The following is a 15,460-nucleotide window of genomic DNA, read 5'->3' as shown; positions in this document are numbered from 1 at the left end:
TCAGGACGTACAAACATATGAAAATAACAAAGAGTCTGTTCCACGCCGGTGTTCTGGGTCTTTCGCTGCTGGCGACCAGCGTCATCGCAGCGGTTCCCCAGGCCGAGGCCGACAAACTGGGCAAGAGCCTGACCCCGATGGGCGCCGAAATGGCGGGTAACGCCGACGGTTCGATCCCGGCCTGGAAGCCGCTGGCGAAGAACGCCGGTACGGTCGACAGCAAAGGTTTCCTGTCCAATCCGTACGCCAGCGAAAAACCGCTGTTCACCATCACGGCGCAGAACGTCGACCAGTACAAGGACAAGCTCGCACCGGGTCAGTACGCGATGTTCAAGCGCTACCCGGAAACCTACAAGATGCCGGTATACCCGTCTCATCGCGGTTCTACCGTGCCGGATGAGGTGTTCGCCGCCATCAAGAAAAACGCCACCAACACCAAGCTGGTGTCCGGTGGCAACGGCCTGGAAAACTTTGAAACCGCCATTCCGTTCCCGATTCCAAAAAGCGGCGTTGAAGTCATCTGGAACCACATCACCCGCTATCGGGGTGGTAGCGTGACCCGTCTGGTGGCCCAGGCCACGCCACAGCCGAACGGCTCGTTCAGCCTGGTGTACTTCCAGGACCAGTTCGTGTTCCGTGACAAGATGAAGGACTACGATCCGGCGAACCCGGGCAACATCCTGTTCTACTACAAGCAGAAAGTGCTCGCCCCGGCACGTCTGGCCGGTGGTGTGCTGCTGGTGCACGAAACCCTCGACCAGGTGAAGGAACCACGTTCGGCGTGGGTCTACAACGCCGGCCAACGTCGAGTGCGTCGTGCACCACAAGTGTCCTATGACGGCCCGGGTACCGCAGCCGACGGCCTGCGTACTTCCGATAACCTGGACATGTTCAACGGTGCACCGGATCGCTACGACTGGAAACTCGAAGGCAAGAAAGAGATGTACATCGCCTCCGACAGCTACAAGCTCGACGATCCGAAGCTCAAGTACTCCGATATCATCAAGGCCGGTCACATCAACCAGGACCTGGCTCGTTACGAGCTGCGCCGGGTATGGCATGTGGTTGCCACCTTGAAGGAAGGTCAGCGCCACATCTACGCCAAGCGTGACATCTACATCGACGAAGATACCTGGCAAGCGGCGGTGGTCGATCACTACGACGGTCGTGGTCAACTGTGGCGCGTCGCCGAGGCACATGCCGAGGATTACTACGACAAGCAAGTGCCGTGGTACGCCCTGGAAGCCTTGTACGACCTGCAATCTGGCCGTTACCTGGCGCTGGGTATGAAGAACGAAGAGAAGTCGTCGTATGACTTCGGCTTCACTGCCACTACCAGCGACTTCACCCCGGCGGCATTGCGTCAGGACGGTATTCGCTAACGAGCACCGAAACGAGGCCGCACCCTCTGGAAACGCCCCGACTGGTTCGGGGCGTTTTTTTTTGCTTGTAGACTTTTTGTAGCCATTTGTAGCAATTACCTTCATTCCCTATCCGTTTACGGCTAGTCTGCGGACATCTGCAACGCCGCCACCCGCAATTCAAACAAGAGCCGGCTATGACTGATTTGTCTACACCCCCAGGTTCTGCACAGGTTGCCGTCGCGACATTCGACGGGCGGTTTTTCCGTCCGCCGTTGCCCGACGGCCATGTGCTGCGTCCACGTTTGTGCGAGCGTCTGAGTGCCGGGCTTGCAGGGAGGTTATTGCTGGTCAGTGCCCCGGCAGGGTTCGGCAAGAGTTCGCTGGCGGTGGAGTTTTGTCAGGGATTGCCGGCGCACTGGCAAAGTCTCTGGCTGGGGTTGAGCCCGCGAGACAGTGACCCGGGACGCTTTCTCGAGCGGTTGTTGGAAGGCCTTCAGGACTATTTCCCGCAGCTGGGCAGGCAATCCCTCGGGCTGTTGAAAATGCGCCAGCGCCATCAGCCGTTCGCATTCGAAGAATGGCTCGACGGCTTGCTCGACGAACTGGCCGTACACCTGTCCACGGCGACGCCCTTGCTGCTGGTGCTGGATGATTACCACCTGGCTCAGGGGCCGGTGCTGGACCGTTGCCTGCAGTTTTTCCTCAATCATCTTCCCGATGGTTTGCTGGTGATGGTCACCAGCCGCCAACGTCCCGACTGGCACCTGGCGCGGCTGCGGCTATCGCGGCAGCTGCTTGAGCTGCATGAACAGGATCTGCGCCTGACCCACGACGAGGCCTTGAGCCTGCTCGACCGGCACAGCAGCTCCTTGCGCGGTGAGGCACTGGAAAACCTGATCCAGCGCAGCGAGGGCTGGGTTGCAGGGTTACGCTTCTGGCTGCTGGCGGCTTCGGAGGCGGGCACCGATGGCGCGCTGCCGCAATCGTTGCATGGCGGGGAAGGGCTGATCCGCGATTATCTGCTCGAAGAAGTCATCGATTGCCTGCCCGCCGAGGTCCAGTCGTTCCTTTATGACACGGCGCCCCAGGAGCGTTTCTGCAGCGAACTGTGCGATGCCGTTCGCGATGCCCATGACAGCGGAGAGATCCTGCGCTTCCTGCTGGCCCATCAAGTGTTCCTGGTGCCACTGGACGAACACGGTCATTGGTATCGTTATCACCATCTGTTTTCCGATCTTTTGCGCACGCGGCCGACGTCCCAGTCGATGGTGCCGGCCGCGAGCCTGCACCTGCGTGCCTGCCGCTGGTTCAATGCCCAGGGACTGCTCGATGAGGCGGTGGAGCAAGCTTTGCGTGCCGGTCACCTGGACGTGGCGGCGAACCTGGTGCAGAACCTCTCCGAAGAGCAGCTGCTGGCCGAGCAGAATGTCGGCATGTTGCTGCGCTGGAAAATGGACTTGCCCGACAGCTTGCTGATCAGCACGCCGCGCCTGATTGTGCTGTATAGCTGGGCGCTGGGCTTGGCTTGCCAGCTGGATGCTGCCGAAGAGCTGGCCAGCCATTTGAGCCGCTTCCTGCCCGCGCCGTCGGCCACCGCCCAGAAGTCCATGCTGGCTCAATGGCTGGCGTTGAGTGGCATCATTGCCCGTGGGCGCGGCAATCGCGAACTGACGCTGCAGTACTGCCGCGAGGCATTGGATAGTCTTCCGGCCAAGCGTTACGGCCAGCGCCTGATGTGTCTCTCGACCTTGTCCAACCTGGCCATTGCCGATGGTGATTTATGGCGGGCGCGGGGGCTGAACCGCGAATCGCTGGAACTGGCGCAACGTGTCGGCAACCCGTTGTTCGAAGCGCTGGCGCACTACGATCGCGCACGGGTGCTGCAAGCGCGCGGAGAAATCTGTCGGGCACTGGAAGAGGTCCGTCAGGGCCTGCAACGCCTGCAGAGTTTGTCTGCACAGCGGCTGTATGCGGTTCGTGCCCGGCTGACCTTGTACGAAGGCTTTTTGCTGGCCCTGCGCATGCAGCCGCAATTGGCGCGGGTGCGCTTGCAGGCCGGCCTGAGCGAGGCGCGCGCCTGTCGTGACATCAGCGTGCTTATCGGCCACTGCGTGATTGCCAGGCTGGAAGGCAGCAGCGGAGAGTTCGCCAAAGCCTTTGCCGAATTGGCCGAAGCCGAGCGGCTCATGCACATCTGGGACGTGCCGCCGATCTACTACCTGGCCATGATCACCCTGGTCAAATGTGAGCTCTGGCTGGCCCAGGGGCGTACCGATCTGGCCGAAGCCTGGCTGGCGCGCCTGGGGCAGACTTACAACGGCGAAAACGCGGCGGCACCGCCGGAGTTCCATCCGCAATTGCCGCTGCATATCGAATTGCAGCAAGCTTTGCTGGACGTCATCCAGGGCCAGCCGATGCTGGCCGAAGGGCGTTTGAATGCGCTGCTCGAACATGGCCAGCAAAGCGGTCGGCAGATGCTCAGTGCCATGGCACTGACCCAGAAAGTGGCGTTGTTGCTGGGCAGCGGACGGGAGCCGGAAGCACGCAAGGCACTGGTCCAGGCGCTGGACGCCGCTGGCGGAGGCGTGCTGCAACCCTTCGAGGGCTTGCTGGCCGAGCACCCGGACTGGCTGCGTGGGCAGCTTCAACAGTGTTCGCCAACCCCTGTTTCCCTGAGCCTCAGTGAAAAACTTCCGGCATTGACTGCCCGCCCAGGACCGGAATCCTGCGCGACTGCGGAGCAACTCAGCACGCGGGAATTGGCGGTTCTGCGATTGATCGCCCAGGGCTGTTCGAACCAGGAAATCAGCGATCAGCTGTTTATTTCCTTACACACGGTCAAGACCCACGCCAGCCACATCAACAGCAAACTCGGGGTCGAGCGGCGTACCCAGGCCGTGGCGCGGGCGAAGGAATTGGGGGTGCTGGGTTAAGGATTTTTCACGTTACACATCGCGGCCATTGGCTGGATACTCAATTGTGCGAAAATCGCCCGTCCCCCGTTTATCGAGCAGGCCCCCGATGTCCCAGCATCCCACCCTCATCCGCGAAACCTTCCCCGTCGGCCCTTTGCAGTGCAACTGCACGATCATCGGCGATCCGGTGACGAAAAAGGCCATCGTTGTCGATCCGGGTGGAAATCATGAGCTGATCCTGGCGCGTCTCGATGCCCTGGGGCTGAAAGTGGTCAGCATCATTCACACCCACGCGCACCTCGATCATTTCCTGGCTTCCGGTCAACTCAAGGAGAAAACCGGCGCAACCTTGCATCTGCACAAGGAAGACCAGTTTCTCTGGGACAACCTGGAAATGCAGTGCCAGATGTTCGGTGTGCCCTTCACCCCGGTGCCGTCCCCGGACCGCTGGCTGGCCGATGATGAAGAGCTGGCCTGCGGTTGTGGCGTGGCGCTTCACACGCCTGGGCACACACCGGGGTCGATGAGTTTCTGGTTTGCCGATGCCAAGCTACTGATTGCCGGTGACACGTTGTTCAAGCGTGGGGTAGGGCGCACGGATTTGTGGGGCGGCGACCAGGCGACCATCGTGCGTTCGATCAAGCAGCGTTTGTACACCCTCGACGAAGAGGCGACGGTGGTGGCCGGGCATGGTCCGGACACCCGTCTGGGCGATGAAATGCGCGAAAACCCCTTTGTACGGGCCTGATTTGTAACGAGCGGAATTTTTGTTCCCGGAAGTGATCCAACACCCGCAAAGGCTGTGCCTTGGTCCGTTGCACCACAGAATGCAAAAAAGTAGGAGCTATACATGTTCACCACGCGTCGTTTGATTATTGTCGCTACGGCTGTGGCCGTTTTGTCCGGTTGTGCCTCGCCCAACCCTTACGGCGGTCAAGGCCAGGCTCAGGGGCAGGCGGACAGCGGCTCCGAAGGCATGAGCAAGACCGCGAAGTACGGTGGTCTCGGCGCTCTGGCCGGTGCGCTGGCCGGTGCTGCGATCAACCACGATAACCGTGGCAAGGGCGCGCTGATCGGTGCGGCAGTGGTCGGTGCTTCGGCGGCCGGTTACGGCTACTACGCCGACCAGCAAGAGAAAAAACTGCGCGCCAGCATGGCCAATACCGGTGTTGAAGTTCAGCGCCAGGGCGACCAGATCAAGCTGATCATGCCGGGCAACATCACGTTCGCTACCGATTCGGCCAACATTGCCCCAAGTTTCTATCAGCCGCTGAACAACCTGGCGGGCTCGCTGAAAGAGTTCAACCAGAACCAGATCGAAATCGTGGGCTACACCGACAGCACCGGCAGCCGCCAGCACAACATGGACCTGTCCCAGCGTCGTGCACAAAGCGTGGCCACCTACCTGACCTCGCAAGGGGTCAGCGGTGCCAACCTGAGCGCTCGTGGTGCGGGGCCGGATAGCCCGGTTGCCAGCAACGGCGACGCCAATGGCCGGGCGCAGAACCGTCGTGTAGAGGTTAACCTCAAGGCGATTCCGGGCCAGCAGTATGGTGGTCAGCAGCAAGGTCAGGTTCAGCAGTACCCTTGATCGCCTGATTGAACCCCAGGCGTAAATAAACCGCCCGATCCTCATCAGATCGGGCGGTTTTTTTGTGCGCGCTTATCTCTTATCTGTAGGAGCTGCCGGAGGCTGCGATCTTTTGATCTTGCTTCTGAAAATCAAAAGATCGCAGCCTCGTTGCACTCGACAGCTCCTACAAGAAACCATCCATATCCACATCAATGAAGAATCCAGAAACGAAAAAGCCCCCGGATAATCACTCGTCCGGGGGCTTTTTCACACCTGCAGCCTGATTACTTCTTCAGGCCGTAATGCTCATCGAGCATGCCGGGCGCGTTCGGGGCTTTCGGTGCGTAGTCGCGCGGCGGCTCCTGATCGCGCGGTGGCGTCAGGCGTTCACGGGGTGCCTGCGCTGCATCGGCGTGCAGGGAGGCCAGCAGGCGTTGGCGAGTCTGTTCGTCCAGGGCCAGGCGGTTGGCGCCCTCGGCGAGATGGTCCTGCACTTCCTGATAGCTCGCAGTCAGTTTCTTGACCAATGTCGCAGTGCTGTTGAAGTGGGTCACCACTTCGTTCTGATAACTGTCGAAACGTTCCTGAATATCGTCCAGCTGACGTTGCGTGCTGCTAGGCGCGGCATTCGGCGCAAGGCGAGCGATCAGGAACCCAATGGCGACACCCACAACCAGGGCAAGAGTCGGTAGCAACCAAACTAAGAGCGAGTGTTCCACGAGTCCTTCCTCTATAAACGGCTTTGCTTTACGTTAACGGCTCGAACCTGCGCTGTATACCGCGATTCACTCGCAATAGACAGCCACAGACAATTTGCTAGACGAGTCGACCCGATTCGAGGTCACGGAGTTCCTTCCTTGCTTATGCGCGAAACCCCTGTAGTGATTGATGGCCCGGTGGGTCAACTGGAAGCCCTTTACCTGGACAACGAGCAGCCTCGCGGCCTGGCGCTGATCTGCCATCCGAACCCGGTACAGGGCGGCACCATGCTCAACAAAGTGGTTTCGACCCTGCAGCGCACTGCGCGTGACGCCGGGCTGGTCACCCTGCGCTTCAACTATCGTGGCGTCGGTGCCAGCCAGGGCTCCCACGACATGGGCACCGGTGAAGTTGATGATGCCCAGGCTGTCGCCGAATGGTTTCGCAGCAAACACCCGGAGTTGCCGCTGACCCTGTTCGGTTTCTCCTTCGGTGGATTTGTTGCAGCAAGTCTCGGCGGACGTCTTGAGGCCAAGGGCGAGCAGCTCAAGCACCTGTTCATGGTCGCGCCGGCGGTCATGCGCCTGGGGGACCAGGATCAGTTGCCGCAGCGCGGCGAGTTGACCTTGATCCAGCCGGAAACCGACGAAGTGATCGATCCACAAGTCGTTTACCAATGGTCCGAGAAGCTCGAACGTCCCCATGAGCTGCTGAAAGTGGCAGAATGCGGACACTTTTTTCATGGCAAGCTGACCGATCTCAAGGATCTGATCCTGCCGCGTCTCTCGAATTGATTGCAGTCTGACAAGCGATTACCCATGACGACTCGTACCCGTATCCTCACCGGCATCACCACCACCGGCACGCCGCACCTGGGCAACTACGCTGGCGCCATCCGCCCGGCGATCGTCGCCAGCCGTGACAGCAATGCCGATTCGTTCTACTTCCTGGCCGACTACCACGCCCTGATCAAGTGCGATGACCCGCTGCGCATCCAGCGCTCGCGTCTGGAAATCGCCGCGACCTGGCTGGCCGGTGGCCTGGATGTCGACCGCGTGACCTTCTACCGCCAGTCCGACATCCCGGAAATCCCCGAGCTGACCTGGCTGCTGACCTGCGTCGCCGCCAAGGGCCTGCTCAATCGCGCCCACGCCTACAAGGCTTCCGTGGACAAGAACGTCGAGACCGGCGAAGACCCGGACGCTGGCATCACCATGGGCCTGTACAGCTACCCGGTGCTGATGGCGGCGGACATCCTGATGTTCAACGCGCACAAGGTGCCGGTCGGTCGCGACCAGATCCAGCACGTGGAAATGGCGCGGGACATCGGCCAGCGCTTCAACCACCTGTTTGGCCAGGGCAAAGAGTTCTTCACCATGCCCGAGGCGTTGATCGAAGAGAGCGTCGCCACGTTGCCGGGCCTGGATGGCCGCAAGATGTCGAAGAGCTACGACAACACCATTCCGCTGTTCTCAAGCGCCAAGGAAATGAAGGACGCGATTTCGCGGATCGTCACCGACTCCCGCGCGCCGGGTGAAGCCAAGGATCCTGATAACTCGCACCTGTTCACCTTGTTCCAGGCATTCGCCACCCCGGCGCAGGCCGACGAGTTCCGCAGCGAATTGTTGCAGGGCCTGGGTTGGGGCGAGGCGAAGAATCGCCTGTTCCAGCTGCTCGACAACGAATTGGGTGAATCCCGCGAGCGCTACAACCAGTTGATCGAGCGTCCGGCGGATCTGGAAGACATCCTGCAACACGGTGCGAAAAAGGCCCGTGCGGTAGCGACACCCTTCCTCAATGAACTGCGTGAAGCGGTGGGCCTGCGCTCCTTCGTTGCTCAGACTCAAGTCGCGGCGACCACCAAGAAGAAGGCCGCGAAAGCCGCACGTTTTGTCAGCTTCCGCGAAGACGACGGCAGCTTCCGTTTCCGTCTGCTGGCGGCCGATGGAGAGCAACTGCTGCTGTCGCGCAACTTCGCCGACGGCAAGACCGCCGGTCAGGTGACCAAGCAACTGCAATCGGGTCAGCCACTGGACGTACGCAGTGAAGAGCTGAATTTCAGCGTCTGGCTTGAGGGCGAGTGCGTTGCCGACAGCCCGGCCTTTGTCGACAGTGCTGCGCGTGATGCTGCCGTCGAGGCTTTGCGCATCGCCCTGACGCCGGTTCAGGAATAAACAACGGTCCGGCCCGACCAAGGGCCGATTGCCATTCCTCGGGGCCGTCGCTACAGTGTCGGCCCGTTTTTGTTGCCTTGCTAACGAATTATGACGCCCCTAGAACGATATCAAGCTGATCTGAAACGCCCGGAATTCTTCCATGATGCCGCGCAGGAAACTGCCGTGCGTCATTTGCAGCGCCTGTACGACGATCTGGTCGCGGCTGAGCAAAACAAGCCGGGCCTGCTGGGCAAGTTGTTTGGCAAGAAGGATCAGACCCCGGTCAAGGGTCTGTATTTCTGGGGCGGCGTAGGTCGCGGCAAGACTTACCTGGTGGACACCTTCTTCGAAGCGCTGCCCTTCAAGGAAAAGTCCCGTACCCACTTCCACCGCTTCATGAAGCGCGTGCACGAAGAGATGAAAACCCTGGGCGGCGAGAAAAACCCGCTGACCATCATCGCCAAGCGCTTCGCCACCGAAGCCCGGGTCATCTGCTTCGATGAATTCTTCGTTTCCGACATCACCGACGCCATGATCCTTGGCACCTTGATGGAAGAACTGTTCAAGAACGGCGTGACCCTGGTCGCGACGTCGAACATCGTGCCGGACGGCCTGTACAAGGACGGCCTGCAACGCGCGCGCTTCCTGCCGGCCATTGCGCTGATCAAGCAGAATACCGAGATCGTCAACGTCGACAGCGGCGTCGACTATCGTCTGCGTCACCTCGAACAAGCCGAGCTGTTCCACTATCCGCTCGACGAAGCCGCCAACGAAAGCCTGCGCAAGAGCTTCCGTGCGCTGACGCCGGAATGCACGGCAGCGGTCGAAAATGACGTGCTGATGATCGAAAACCGAGAAATTCGTGCCCTGCGCACCTGCGATGACGTGGCCTGGTTCAACTTCCGTGAACTGTGCGACGGCCCGCGCAGCCAGAATGACTACATCGAACTGGGCAAGATCTTCCACGCCGTGCTGCTCAGCGATGTCGAGCAGATGAGCGTCACCACCGACGACATCGCCCGGCGCTTCATCAACATGGTCGACGAGTTCTACGACCGTAACGTGAAGCTGATCATTTCTGCCGAAGTCGAACTCAAGGATCTGTACACCGGCGGGCGCTTGAACTTCGAGTTCCAGCGTACCCTGAGCCGTCTGCTGGAAATGCAATCCCACGAATTCCTGGCCCGGGCGCACAAGCCGTAAGCGTTTAAATCGGTAGAGCGATTCGGAAAATGAAAGAGGCCTGCAAATGCAGGCCTTTTTTGTCAGCGAAAATCGCCCTCCCACAGGTTTGTACATTGTTTTGAAGTCAAATGCCTTCGTTGAGATACCGCTCAAGCTCGTGCTGCCGTTGGCAACCGAGTAGCAGCCAAAGCAGAATCCGGGCCTTTCGCGGACATAGAAAACCCGCCATCGATGCACCCTTGCGGATCAAGTCCATCTCCCCGCCGTCAAAACCGTAAGAGGCACGTGCGGTGGAGCCGGAACCGGTTCGGGTCGCAATGATCACGGGGATTCGTTCGGCAATATGCTCAATCCTTGTCGCCCAGCGCTGCGAGATGTGGCCGGCGCCAAAACCGCTGATCACCAGCCCGTCGTAACCGAGTGCGAAAATATTCTCCAGTAGCAGGGTGTCGGCCGAAAGTGAGGCTTCAAGCAGCGCAACTTTCTGTGTGGTCTGTTGCGGCAAAGGCAACACCGTGCGTGGCCCCGGCGGGCGCAGGTAGCGAACACGGTCTTCCAGCAGCAGGCCTGCGGGCCCCACAACCGGAGAGGAAAACGCCTGCAATGCCAGCGAATCGGTTTTGCGAACGCTGCACGCTTGATGAATCTGTCCGTTCATCACGACCTGGACGCCGCGCTGCCGGCTGTTCTGCGCCAGGGCAACGCGACATGCATCCAGCAGATTGGCCGGTCCATCGGCACCTGGCTGCGCTGCGGAACGCATGGCGCCGGTCAGCACCAAGGGGGTGTCGTAGGGCCACAGGTAATCCAAAAACACTGCGGCCTCTTCGAGGGTGTCGGTGCCTTGGGTTATCACGACCCCAGTAGCGCCCTTTTTGACCTGAAACTCAGCCCAGGACAATACGTCCAGCAAAAACTCGAAATCCAGGGATGCACTGGGCAGCAGGCCGAGGGTCTCAACGGTGACTCCGGCCAGCGTCGTCAGTTCCGGTATGGAGGTCAGCAGGGCTTCGCCGCTGACGGTCGGGATGACGCCTTCACCGGCATTGCTCGCTTGCATGCTTACCGTGCCGCCAAGTGCCGCGATGGACAGTTTGGGCAGGTCCATGGGATACCTCGCTTGTTTGTAATGAAAAGTGGCTGTATTCGCTTTTGAGGCCGCGATATAGCTGAATGGCTGGCACGTTAATCAGCGATCAGAAAGCCGATCAGCGGCACGATCAGCAGTGTGCTGATGGCCATCGACATTACATTGGCGATGTAGGCGTGCATGTCGGCCGGTAATTTTTTGGCAATCACACAAGCCAGCGGTGGTGCGAGCAATGCCCCCAGCAGTGCACTTGAGACGATAATCTGCCAGCTGCCGCCATAGGCCAGAATCGCCGCGGGCACCACTGAAACCAACGGGATGTAAGTGGGATACCAGCCGCGCAACATCCATTGTCGACGCCAGATCAGCACGCCGATGGCCGAGGCCAATGCCTGCGCACCGATGATGTGCAGTAACAGGCCCGATCCGTACGCGGGGCTTGAAGGGTTCAAGCTGTACGCCAGCAATGCACCCAGTATCAGGCCAAGGCTGGCCAGTTCATTGCCGAAGAACGGTGCTTCGGAAAAGTCCGCCAGAATCCGGCGCAGGCTCCAGAAGACGCCATAGTCGGGCGCCTTGGCGGTGGCGATCAAGGTGGGGGGCGTTTGCGAAGGCCTGGATTTCACCAGGTTCGGCCAATAGCGGCAGAACAGAAACGCCAGGACGCTGGCAACCGCCATGCCCAGTACATTGCCAATTACCGCAGGCAGGGCCAGCGGTTGGCACACGTAATTGACGATCAGCAGGCACATCGGTGTGACGAGTACGGCGCCCATGAGTGCGCCGTTGATCGTGACCTTCCAGCCTCCGCCAAACATCAACACCATCGCTGCTGGCAGCGAGACGAATGCTACGAATGTGGGTTGCCAGGTTGTGGCTGTCACCGTCCAGCCCCATAGCAGATTGCTCAGCAGCAGCCCGAGCAACGAGCTGGTGACCAGCCAGGGCCAAAGCCCCGTTCCATAAGAGATGGCAAATCCTTGCCAGGATTTCCCCGTTCGATTCGCCCAGTAAGCCAGATATGCGCCCGCCAGCAGACCGATCGAGGCGAACTCGTGCTTGTAGAAAGCCACCTCGCTGATGTCACCTAACACCCAGCGCAACCAGGCACTCGGTTCGGGTAGCAGCGATACCATGTCGCCGTAGCCGGGCCAATGCGCTCCCCAGAAAGTACGGTTGCTGAAAGAAAGCCAGACGATCAGCAGTGTCGCGCCGATTATTAGCAGGACGACGGCTGTATCAATTGGTGATTTGCGCGATGGTTGGTTTTTGTCGGTTGTAACTTCCATGCGATAGGCCTCCTGATCAACGTGGGAGGCAAGGGTGTTGGGTGTAGCCGAGCATCTGATCGTAAAGATCGGATCGGCGATCGCGATGCAGATCGTTCAGGTTGTTCCAGATGGGCGCACTGCGGGAGCTGGTCAGGTCGACATCGGCAAACAGGATTTCCTGCTTGTCTGCCGAAGCCACGGTGCCAATCGGCCAGCCGTTGGTTCCGGCAATCAACGAGCAACCCAGGTAGCGCGCGCCGCGCTCCTCGCCGATTCGGCTGGCAGCAGCGATAAACACATTGTTGACGTGAGCGGCGGTCATCGTCAGATAAGACGCCATGCACTTACCGGCATCGTCGAACAGCGGCGGCGGTGTCCAGACCCAGTTGTTCAGGCTGCAAATGATATCCGCGCCTTGCTGGGCGAGGATCCGTGGCACTTCTGGGAACCAGATGTCCCAGCAGATCAACAGCCCGATGCGGCCGATCGGTGTGTCGAAAACCGGGAAACCCAGGTCGCCGGGGGTGAACCAGAGCTTCTCCAGATTCCACAAATGGGCTTTGCGGTACTTGCCGATAAAACCGTCTGGTCCCACCAGAACACCGGTGTTGAAGAGTCGCATGCCGTCGCGTTCGGCCAGACCGGCCACGAGGTAAACGTTGTGTTCGCGGGCGAAGTCGATCCAGCACTGCACGCTTGGTCCGTCGGGAACCGCTTCGGCATGGGCGAAGGCATCCTGTCGATTGCTGAAGAAATAGCCGGTATTGGAAAGCTCGGGCAGAACGATGAGATTCGCCCCGCCGTTTACCGCTTCAAGCGCCAATTCCAGGCTGCGACGCAGATTACCTGCACATTTCTCGATGCCGACTTGTGGATCGAATTGCACGACTGCTACACGAGCAGGGCTTGTTGGCTCAGACATTCCGTCGTTCCTCTTTTTATTGTTTTTCAAGCTGTTAAATGGCGTGTGTATAAGAGGGGAATCAGGAATGGGGTGTAAGTCAGCTACTTCCGTTTAGGTCGTAGTCCTTGTCCGAAAATGGATCAGCGTGATGTTTGATGGCAGTGGGTGGCAGGCACGAGAGGTAGAGCCATGTATTGCGTGCATGGCTCTGGAGCGGGGATGTGATCAGGTTTTGAGTTGGTAGTGCGGGTAGTCGCTCAAGGAAAATCCGCCATTGAAGGTCGCGGCGGTTTTGTTGCAGATATGAATCACTGCATCGACAGCACCGCGAAAACATGGCTCCGTCCAACCGGCATCGACAGAAAATGATTCACCAGACAAATACAAGCCTGATACATGGGCGAGGTCCCGGTTGTACTTCATCAGGCCGACGGCATCGTAGTAGGTGCCCGGTCGGTAAAGCTTGGCACAGCCCAGAGCATTTTTATCGGTGATCCAACGCTGAACCACCGCTTGATCAATGCCGATGTAGGGAGAAATTCTCTCTTGGATATTGGTAGAGTTCATGAGTATGCGATCCAGCTCTTCGGCGCATTTTGATACCAATGCCTTATCGCTGAATGAGGCGAGCTTGGTTGCATCATCTTCCCAGGTATAACTTAGCAGGATTCGTGGATAAAACTGTCGGTTACGATGGCTTGCGGGATGTTTTTGTTTTTCGAGAGAAATGATTTCTTCAGCGGTGCAAACACTTTGCAGCTAGTTTCCCAGTGTGCGGTTTTGTAAGCGTTAATCGTCTCGAAAGGCAGCATCTCCCGGGTGAAGTTTTCGAGCTTGATTCGAGTTTCAATCAGCCAGGAGGGTAGTGTCATGATGACCGAGTCATAGTCATCAAATTGCTCCTGGATGTGCTCGGGTTGACTGTGTTTCCAGTTGTAATAGACGCGTATTTTTTGATTGGTCAGCTTTTCCAGTTTTGTGACGGATGAGTCGGTGAGAAGCCCATTGCTTCTTTCGAGGCTATGTTCGTAGATGGACCTTCCGGTTTCGTCGGTTTTCACAAACAGCAGGCATTCGTCCAACGCGGCGAGGCCGATGTAGCGGGGCTTGTCGAAACTCTGCCCCATTGAGTCAAAAACGGCTTTGCTATTCAGGTAGGGCGAATCCAGTGGATCGCCGTTTGAGTCCACTCGACCATGGATCAGTTGCAATTGGCTGCTGAAACCGAAAATCGCGGTACGCAGGGGGTAGAGGCAGCACACGTCGTAAAAAGCTCCCCAGCTACCGTCACCGATACCTATCGCGTAAAAAATTGCGGACTCTTGTGCAGTCATTCCCATTCCGCCGAAATCTCCGGGTGAGCGGCCATCCCAAGCTTCCAGTGCTGGCATGCTGACCAGGTCACGGAACGAGATACTCTCGTATTTTTCGACGATAGAAGCCCATGTGTTCTCCCATTCCTGGCTCGCATAAAGCTCCGCAACGTGGCGGGTCATGCGATCGGCAAAGGTTTTCCACTTGGAATAAACCTTTTGCAATTCATCGCCGGGAGGCGGTGTTTCGCCGTCTTCGTTTTTCCATATCAACATTTGCGGCGCCGATCCGCCGCCCATGCTGCCCTCCCGGAGATAGATGCCTGTCGAGCTAACCCATTGGCTACCGGGGTTGGCGAAGTCTGAAAACGCCAATTCAAATTGATTGGCGTAGTAAGCCATCAGCGACCGACCTTCTGTCGGCGACTCATCCGCCCGGTTGAAGAAGGGCATGCGCATGGCACCCATTTCAAACGGTGTATGACTTGTTGCTGAGTTTCGGCTACCGGGAACGGTCAGATGCCTGCCGCCGATGCGTCTGGATTGTTCGATGAGAGTGATATGGGTAAAACCGCAGCGATAGAGTTCTCTGGCGGCGGTCAGGCCTGTGACGCCGGCGCCGATGATGCAGATTTTATGTTGCGGGTCAGTTGCCCTGGCGATGCCGTTTTCCTGTTCTACCAGTGCACGATAGTCAAAGCACAAATCCGGCGGATTGGGAAAGCGAGCTGCCCATTTGTTTTTAGCCGAACGCTTTGTTCGGGCGGCCTCTTTGGCGATGTATGAAGGGTAGTTGTAGCTTGATCCGATAGTCACCTTTGATCTTCCCTGATGGTGTTTGAAGGGGAAGATGTTGAAGCTCTGGATGGCCTGCGTACATTAGTCGGACGAGATGCGTTGATGCTCTATATTCGTTTTTTATCGTAAGAAAAGACGCTGTATGGAGGTCACTGGCGTTTCCGCGCCCAGCGTGGGAATGCACGCCATGAC

Annotated in this window: 11 protein-coding genes and 1 pseudogene; 7 read left to right on the top strand and 5 right to left on the bottom strand. The window is 58.7% G+C overall.

Features of this window, described 5'->3' with window-relative positions:
- Positions 1-17: 17 nt before the first annotated feature.
- The 4 genes from KW838_RS07455 to KW838_RS07440 all read left to right on the top strand — a co-directional run bounded on the left by KW838_RS07455 (position 18) and on the right by KW838_RS07440 (position 5,870).
- Positions 18-1,382 carry a DUF1329 domain-containing protein gene (locus KW838_RS07455; RefSeq protein ID WP_102701917.1) on the top strand — a complete coding sequence of 455 codons (1,365 nt, stop codon included), beginning with the start codon at positions 18-20 and terminating at the stop codon, positions 1,380-1,382.
- 176 nt (positions 1,383-1,558) lie between these two features.
- Positions 1,559-4,297, top strand: coding sequence for a LuxR C-terminal-related transcriptional regulator (locus KW838_RS07450; RefSeq protein ID WP_218500804.1), 2,739 nt, complete (start codon positions 1,559-1,561; stop codon positions 4,295-4,297).
- An 88-nt stretch (positions 4,298-4,385) separates the two neighbouring features.
- Positions 4,386-5,027 (top strand): MBL fold metallo-hydrolase, encoded by a 642-nt coding sequence (locus tag KW838_RS07445; RefSeq protein ID WP_218500803.1) that lies wholly within the window; start codon positions 4,386-4,388, stop codon positions 5,025-5,027.
- Between the two features lie 102 nt (positions 5,028-5,129).
- A complete protein-coding gene (locus tag KW838_RS07440; protein ID WP_007972558.1) occupies positions 5,130-5,870 on the top strand; it encodes an OmpA family lipoprotein in 741 nt (246 codons plus the stop codon).
- A gap of 266 nt (positions 5,871-6,136) precedes the next feature.
- Here the strand turns inward: KW838_RS07440 and KW838_RS07435 are convergent, their stop codons facing one another.
- The gene (locus KW838_RS07435) at positions 6,137-6,571 is read right to left on the bottom strand and encodes a YhcB family protein (RefSeq protein ID WP_102701919.1); all 435 of its coding nucleotides are present in this window, start codon (positions 6,569-6,571) and stop codon (positions 6,137-6,139) included.
- Between the two features lie 144 nt (positions 6,572-6,715).
- On the opposite strand from KW838_RS07435, the gene KW838_RS07430 reads away from it, so the two are divergent.
- From KW838_RS07430 to zapE, 3 genes are all read left to right on the top strand, one after another.
- The gene (locus KW838_RS07430; RefSeq protein ID WP_218500802.1) at positions 6,716-7,345 is read left to right on the top strand and encodes an alpha/beta hydrolase; all 630 of its coding nucleotides are present in this window, start codon (positions 6,716-6,718) and stop codon (positions 7,343-7,345) included.
- 24 nt (positions 7,346-7,369) lie between these two features.
- Entirely contained in the window at positions 7,370-8,725 is a 1,356-nt protein-coding gene (locus KW838_RS07425) for a tryptophan--tRNA ligase (protein WP_218500801.1), read from the top strand.
- Between the two features lie 90 nt (positions 8,726-8,815).
- A complete protein-coding gene (gene zapE / locus KW838_RS07420) occupies positions 8,816-9,910 on the top strand; it encodes a cell division protein ZapE (RefSeq protein ID WP_033047639.1) in 1,095 nt (364 codons plus the stop codon).
- A gap of 106 nt (positions 9,911-10,016) precedes the next feature.
- Here the strand turns inward: zapE and KW838_RS07415 are convergent, their stop codons facing one another.
- From KW838_RS07415 to KW838_RS07400, 4 genes and pseudogenes are all read right to left on the bottom strand, one after another.
- Positions 10,017-11,000: an asparaginase gene (locus KW838_RS07415; protein ID WP_218500800.1), complete on the bottom strand. Its 984-nt coding sequence runs from the start codon at positions 10,998-11,000 to the stop codon at positions 10,017-10,019.
- A 77-nt stretch (positions 11,001-11,077) separates the two neighbouring features.
- Complete coding sequence (locus tag KW838_RS07410) at positions 11,078-12,271, bottom strand: hypothetical protein (RefSeq protein ID WP_218500799.1); 1,194 nt, start codon at positions 12,269-12,271, stop codon at positions 11,078-11,080.
- 16 nt (positions 12,272-12,287) lie between these two features.
- Positions 12,288-13,175, bottom strand: coding sequence for a nitrilase family protein (locus tag KW838_RS07405; RefSeq protein ID WP_218500798.1), 888 nt, complete (start codon positions 13,173-13,175; stop codon positions 12,288-12,290).
- A 207-nt stretch (positions 13,176-13,382) separates the two neighbouring features.
- Positions 13,383-15,286, bottom strand: a pseudogene (locus KW838_RS07400) (flavin monoamine oxidase family protein).
- Positions 15,287-15,460 lie beyond the last annotated feature (174 nt).

Source organism: Pseudomonas sp. PDM27 (genome assembly GCF_019219205.1).
Classification (GTDB): domain Bacteria; phylum Pseudomonadota; class Gammaproteobacteria; order Pseudomonadales; family Pseudomonadaceae; genus Aquipseudomonas; species Aquipseudomonas laurylsulfatiphila.
This window is presented reverse-complemented; position numbering and strand designations above follow the sequence as displayed.

Coding starts and splice junctions, on each gene's coding strand:
- KW838_RS07455 (WP_102701917.1), top strand. CDS start 18: ATGAAAATAACAAAGAGTCTGTTCCACGCCGGTGTTCTGGGTCTTTCG.
- KW838_RS07450 (WP_218500804.1), top strand. CDS start 1,559: ATGACTGATTTGTCTACACCCCCAGGTTCTGCACAGGTTGCCGTCGCG.
- KW838_RS07445 (WP_218500803.1), top strand. CDS start 4,386: ATGTCCCAGCATCCCACCCTCATCCGCGAAACCTTCCCCGTCGGCCCT.
- KW838_RS07440 (WP_007972558.1), top strand. CDS start 5,130: ATGTTCACCACGCGTCGTTTGATTATTGTCGCTACGGCTGTGGCCGTT.
- KW838_RS07430 (WP_218500802.1), top strand. CDS start 6,716: ATGCGCGAAACCCCTGTAGTGATTGATGGCCCGGTGGGTCAACTGGAA.
- KW838_RS07425 (WP_218500801.1), top strand. CDS start 7,370: ATGACGACTCGTACCCGTATCCTCACCGGCATCACCACCACCGGCACG.
- zapE (WP_033047639.1), top strand. CDS start 8,816: ATGACGCCCCTAGAACGATATCAAGCTGATCTGAAACGCCCGGAATTC.
- KW838_RS07415 (WP_218500800.1), bottom strand. CDS start 11,000: ATGGACCTGCCCAAACTGTCCATCGCGGCACTTGGCGGCACGGTAAGC.
- KW838_RS07410 (WP_218500799.1), bottom strand. CDS start 12,271: ATGGAAGTTACAACCGACAAAAACCAACCATCGCGCAAATCACCAATT.
- KW838_RS07405 (WP_218500798.1), bottom strand. CDS start 13,175: ATGTCTGAGCCAACAAGCCCTGCTCGTGTAGCAGTCGTGCAATTCGAT.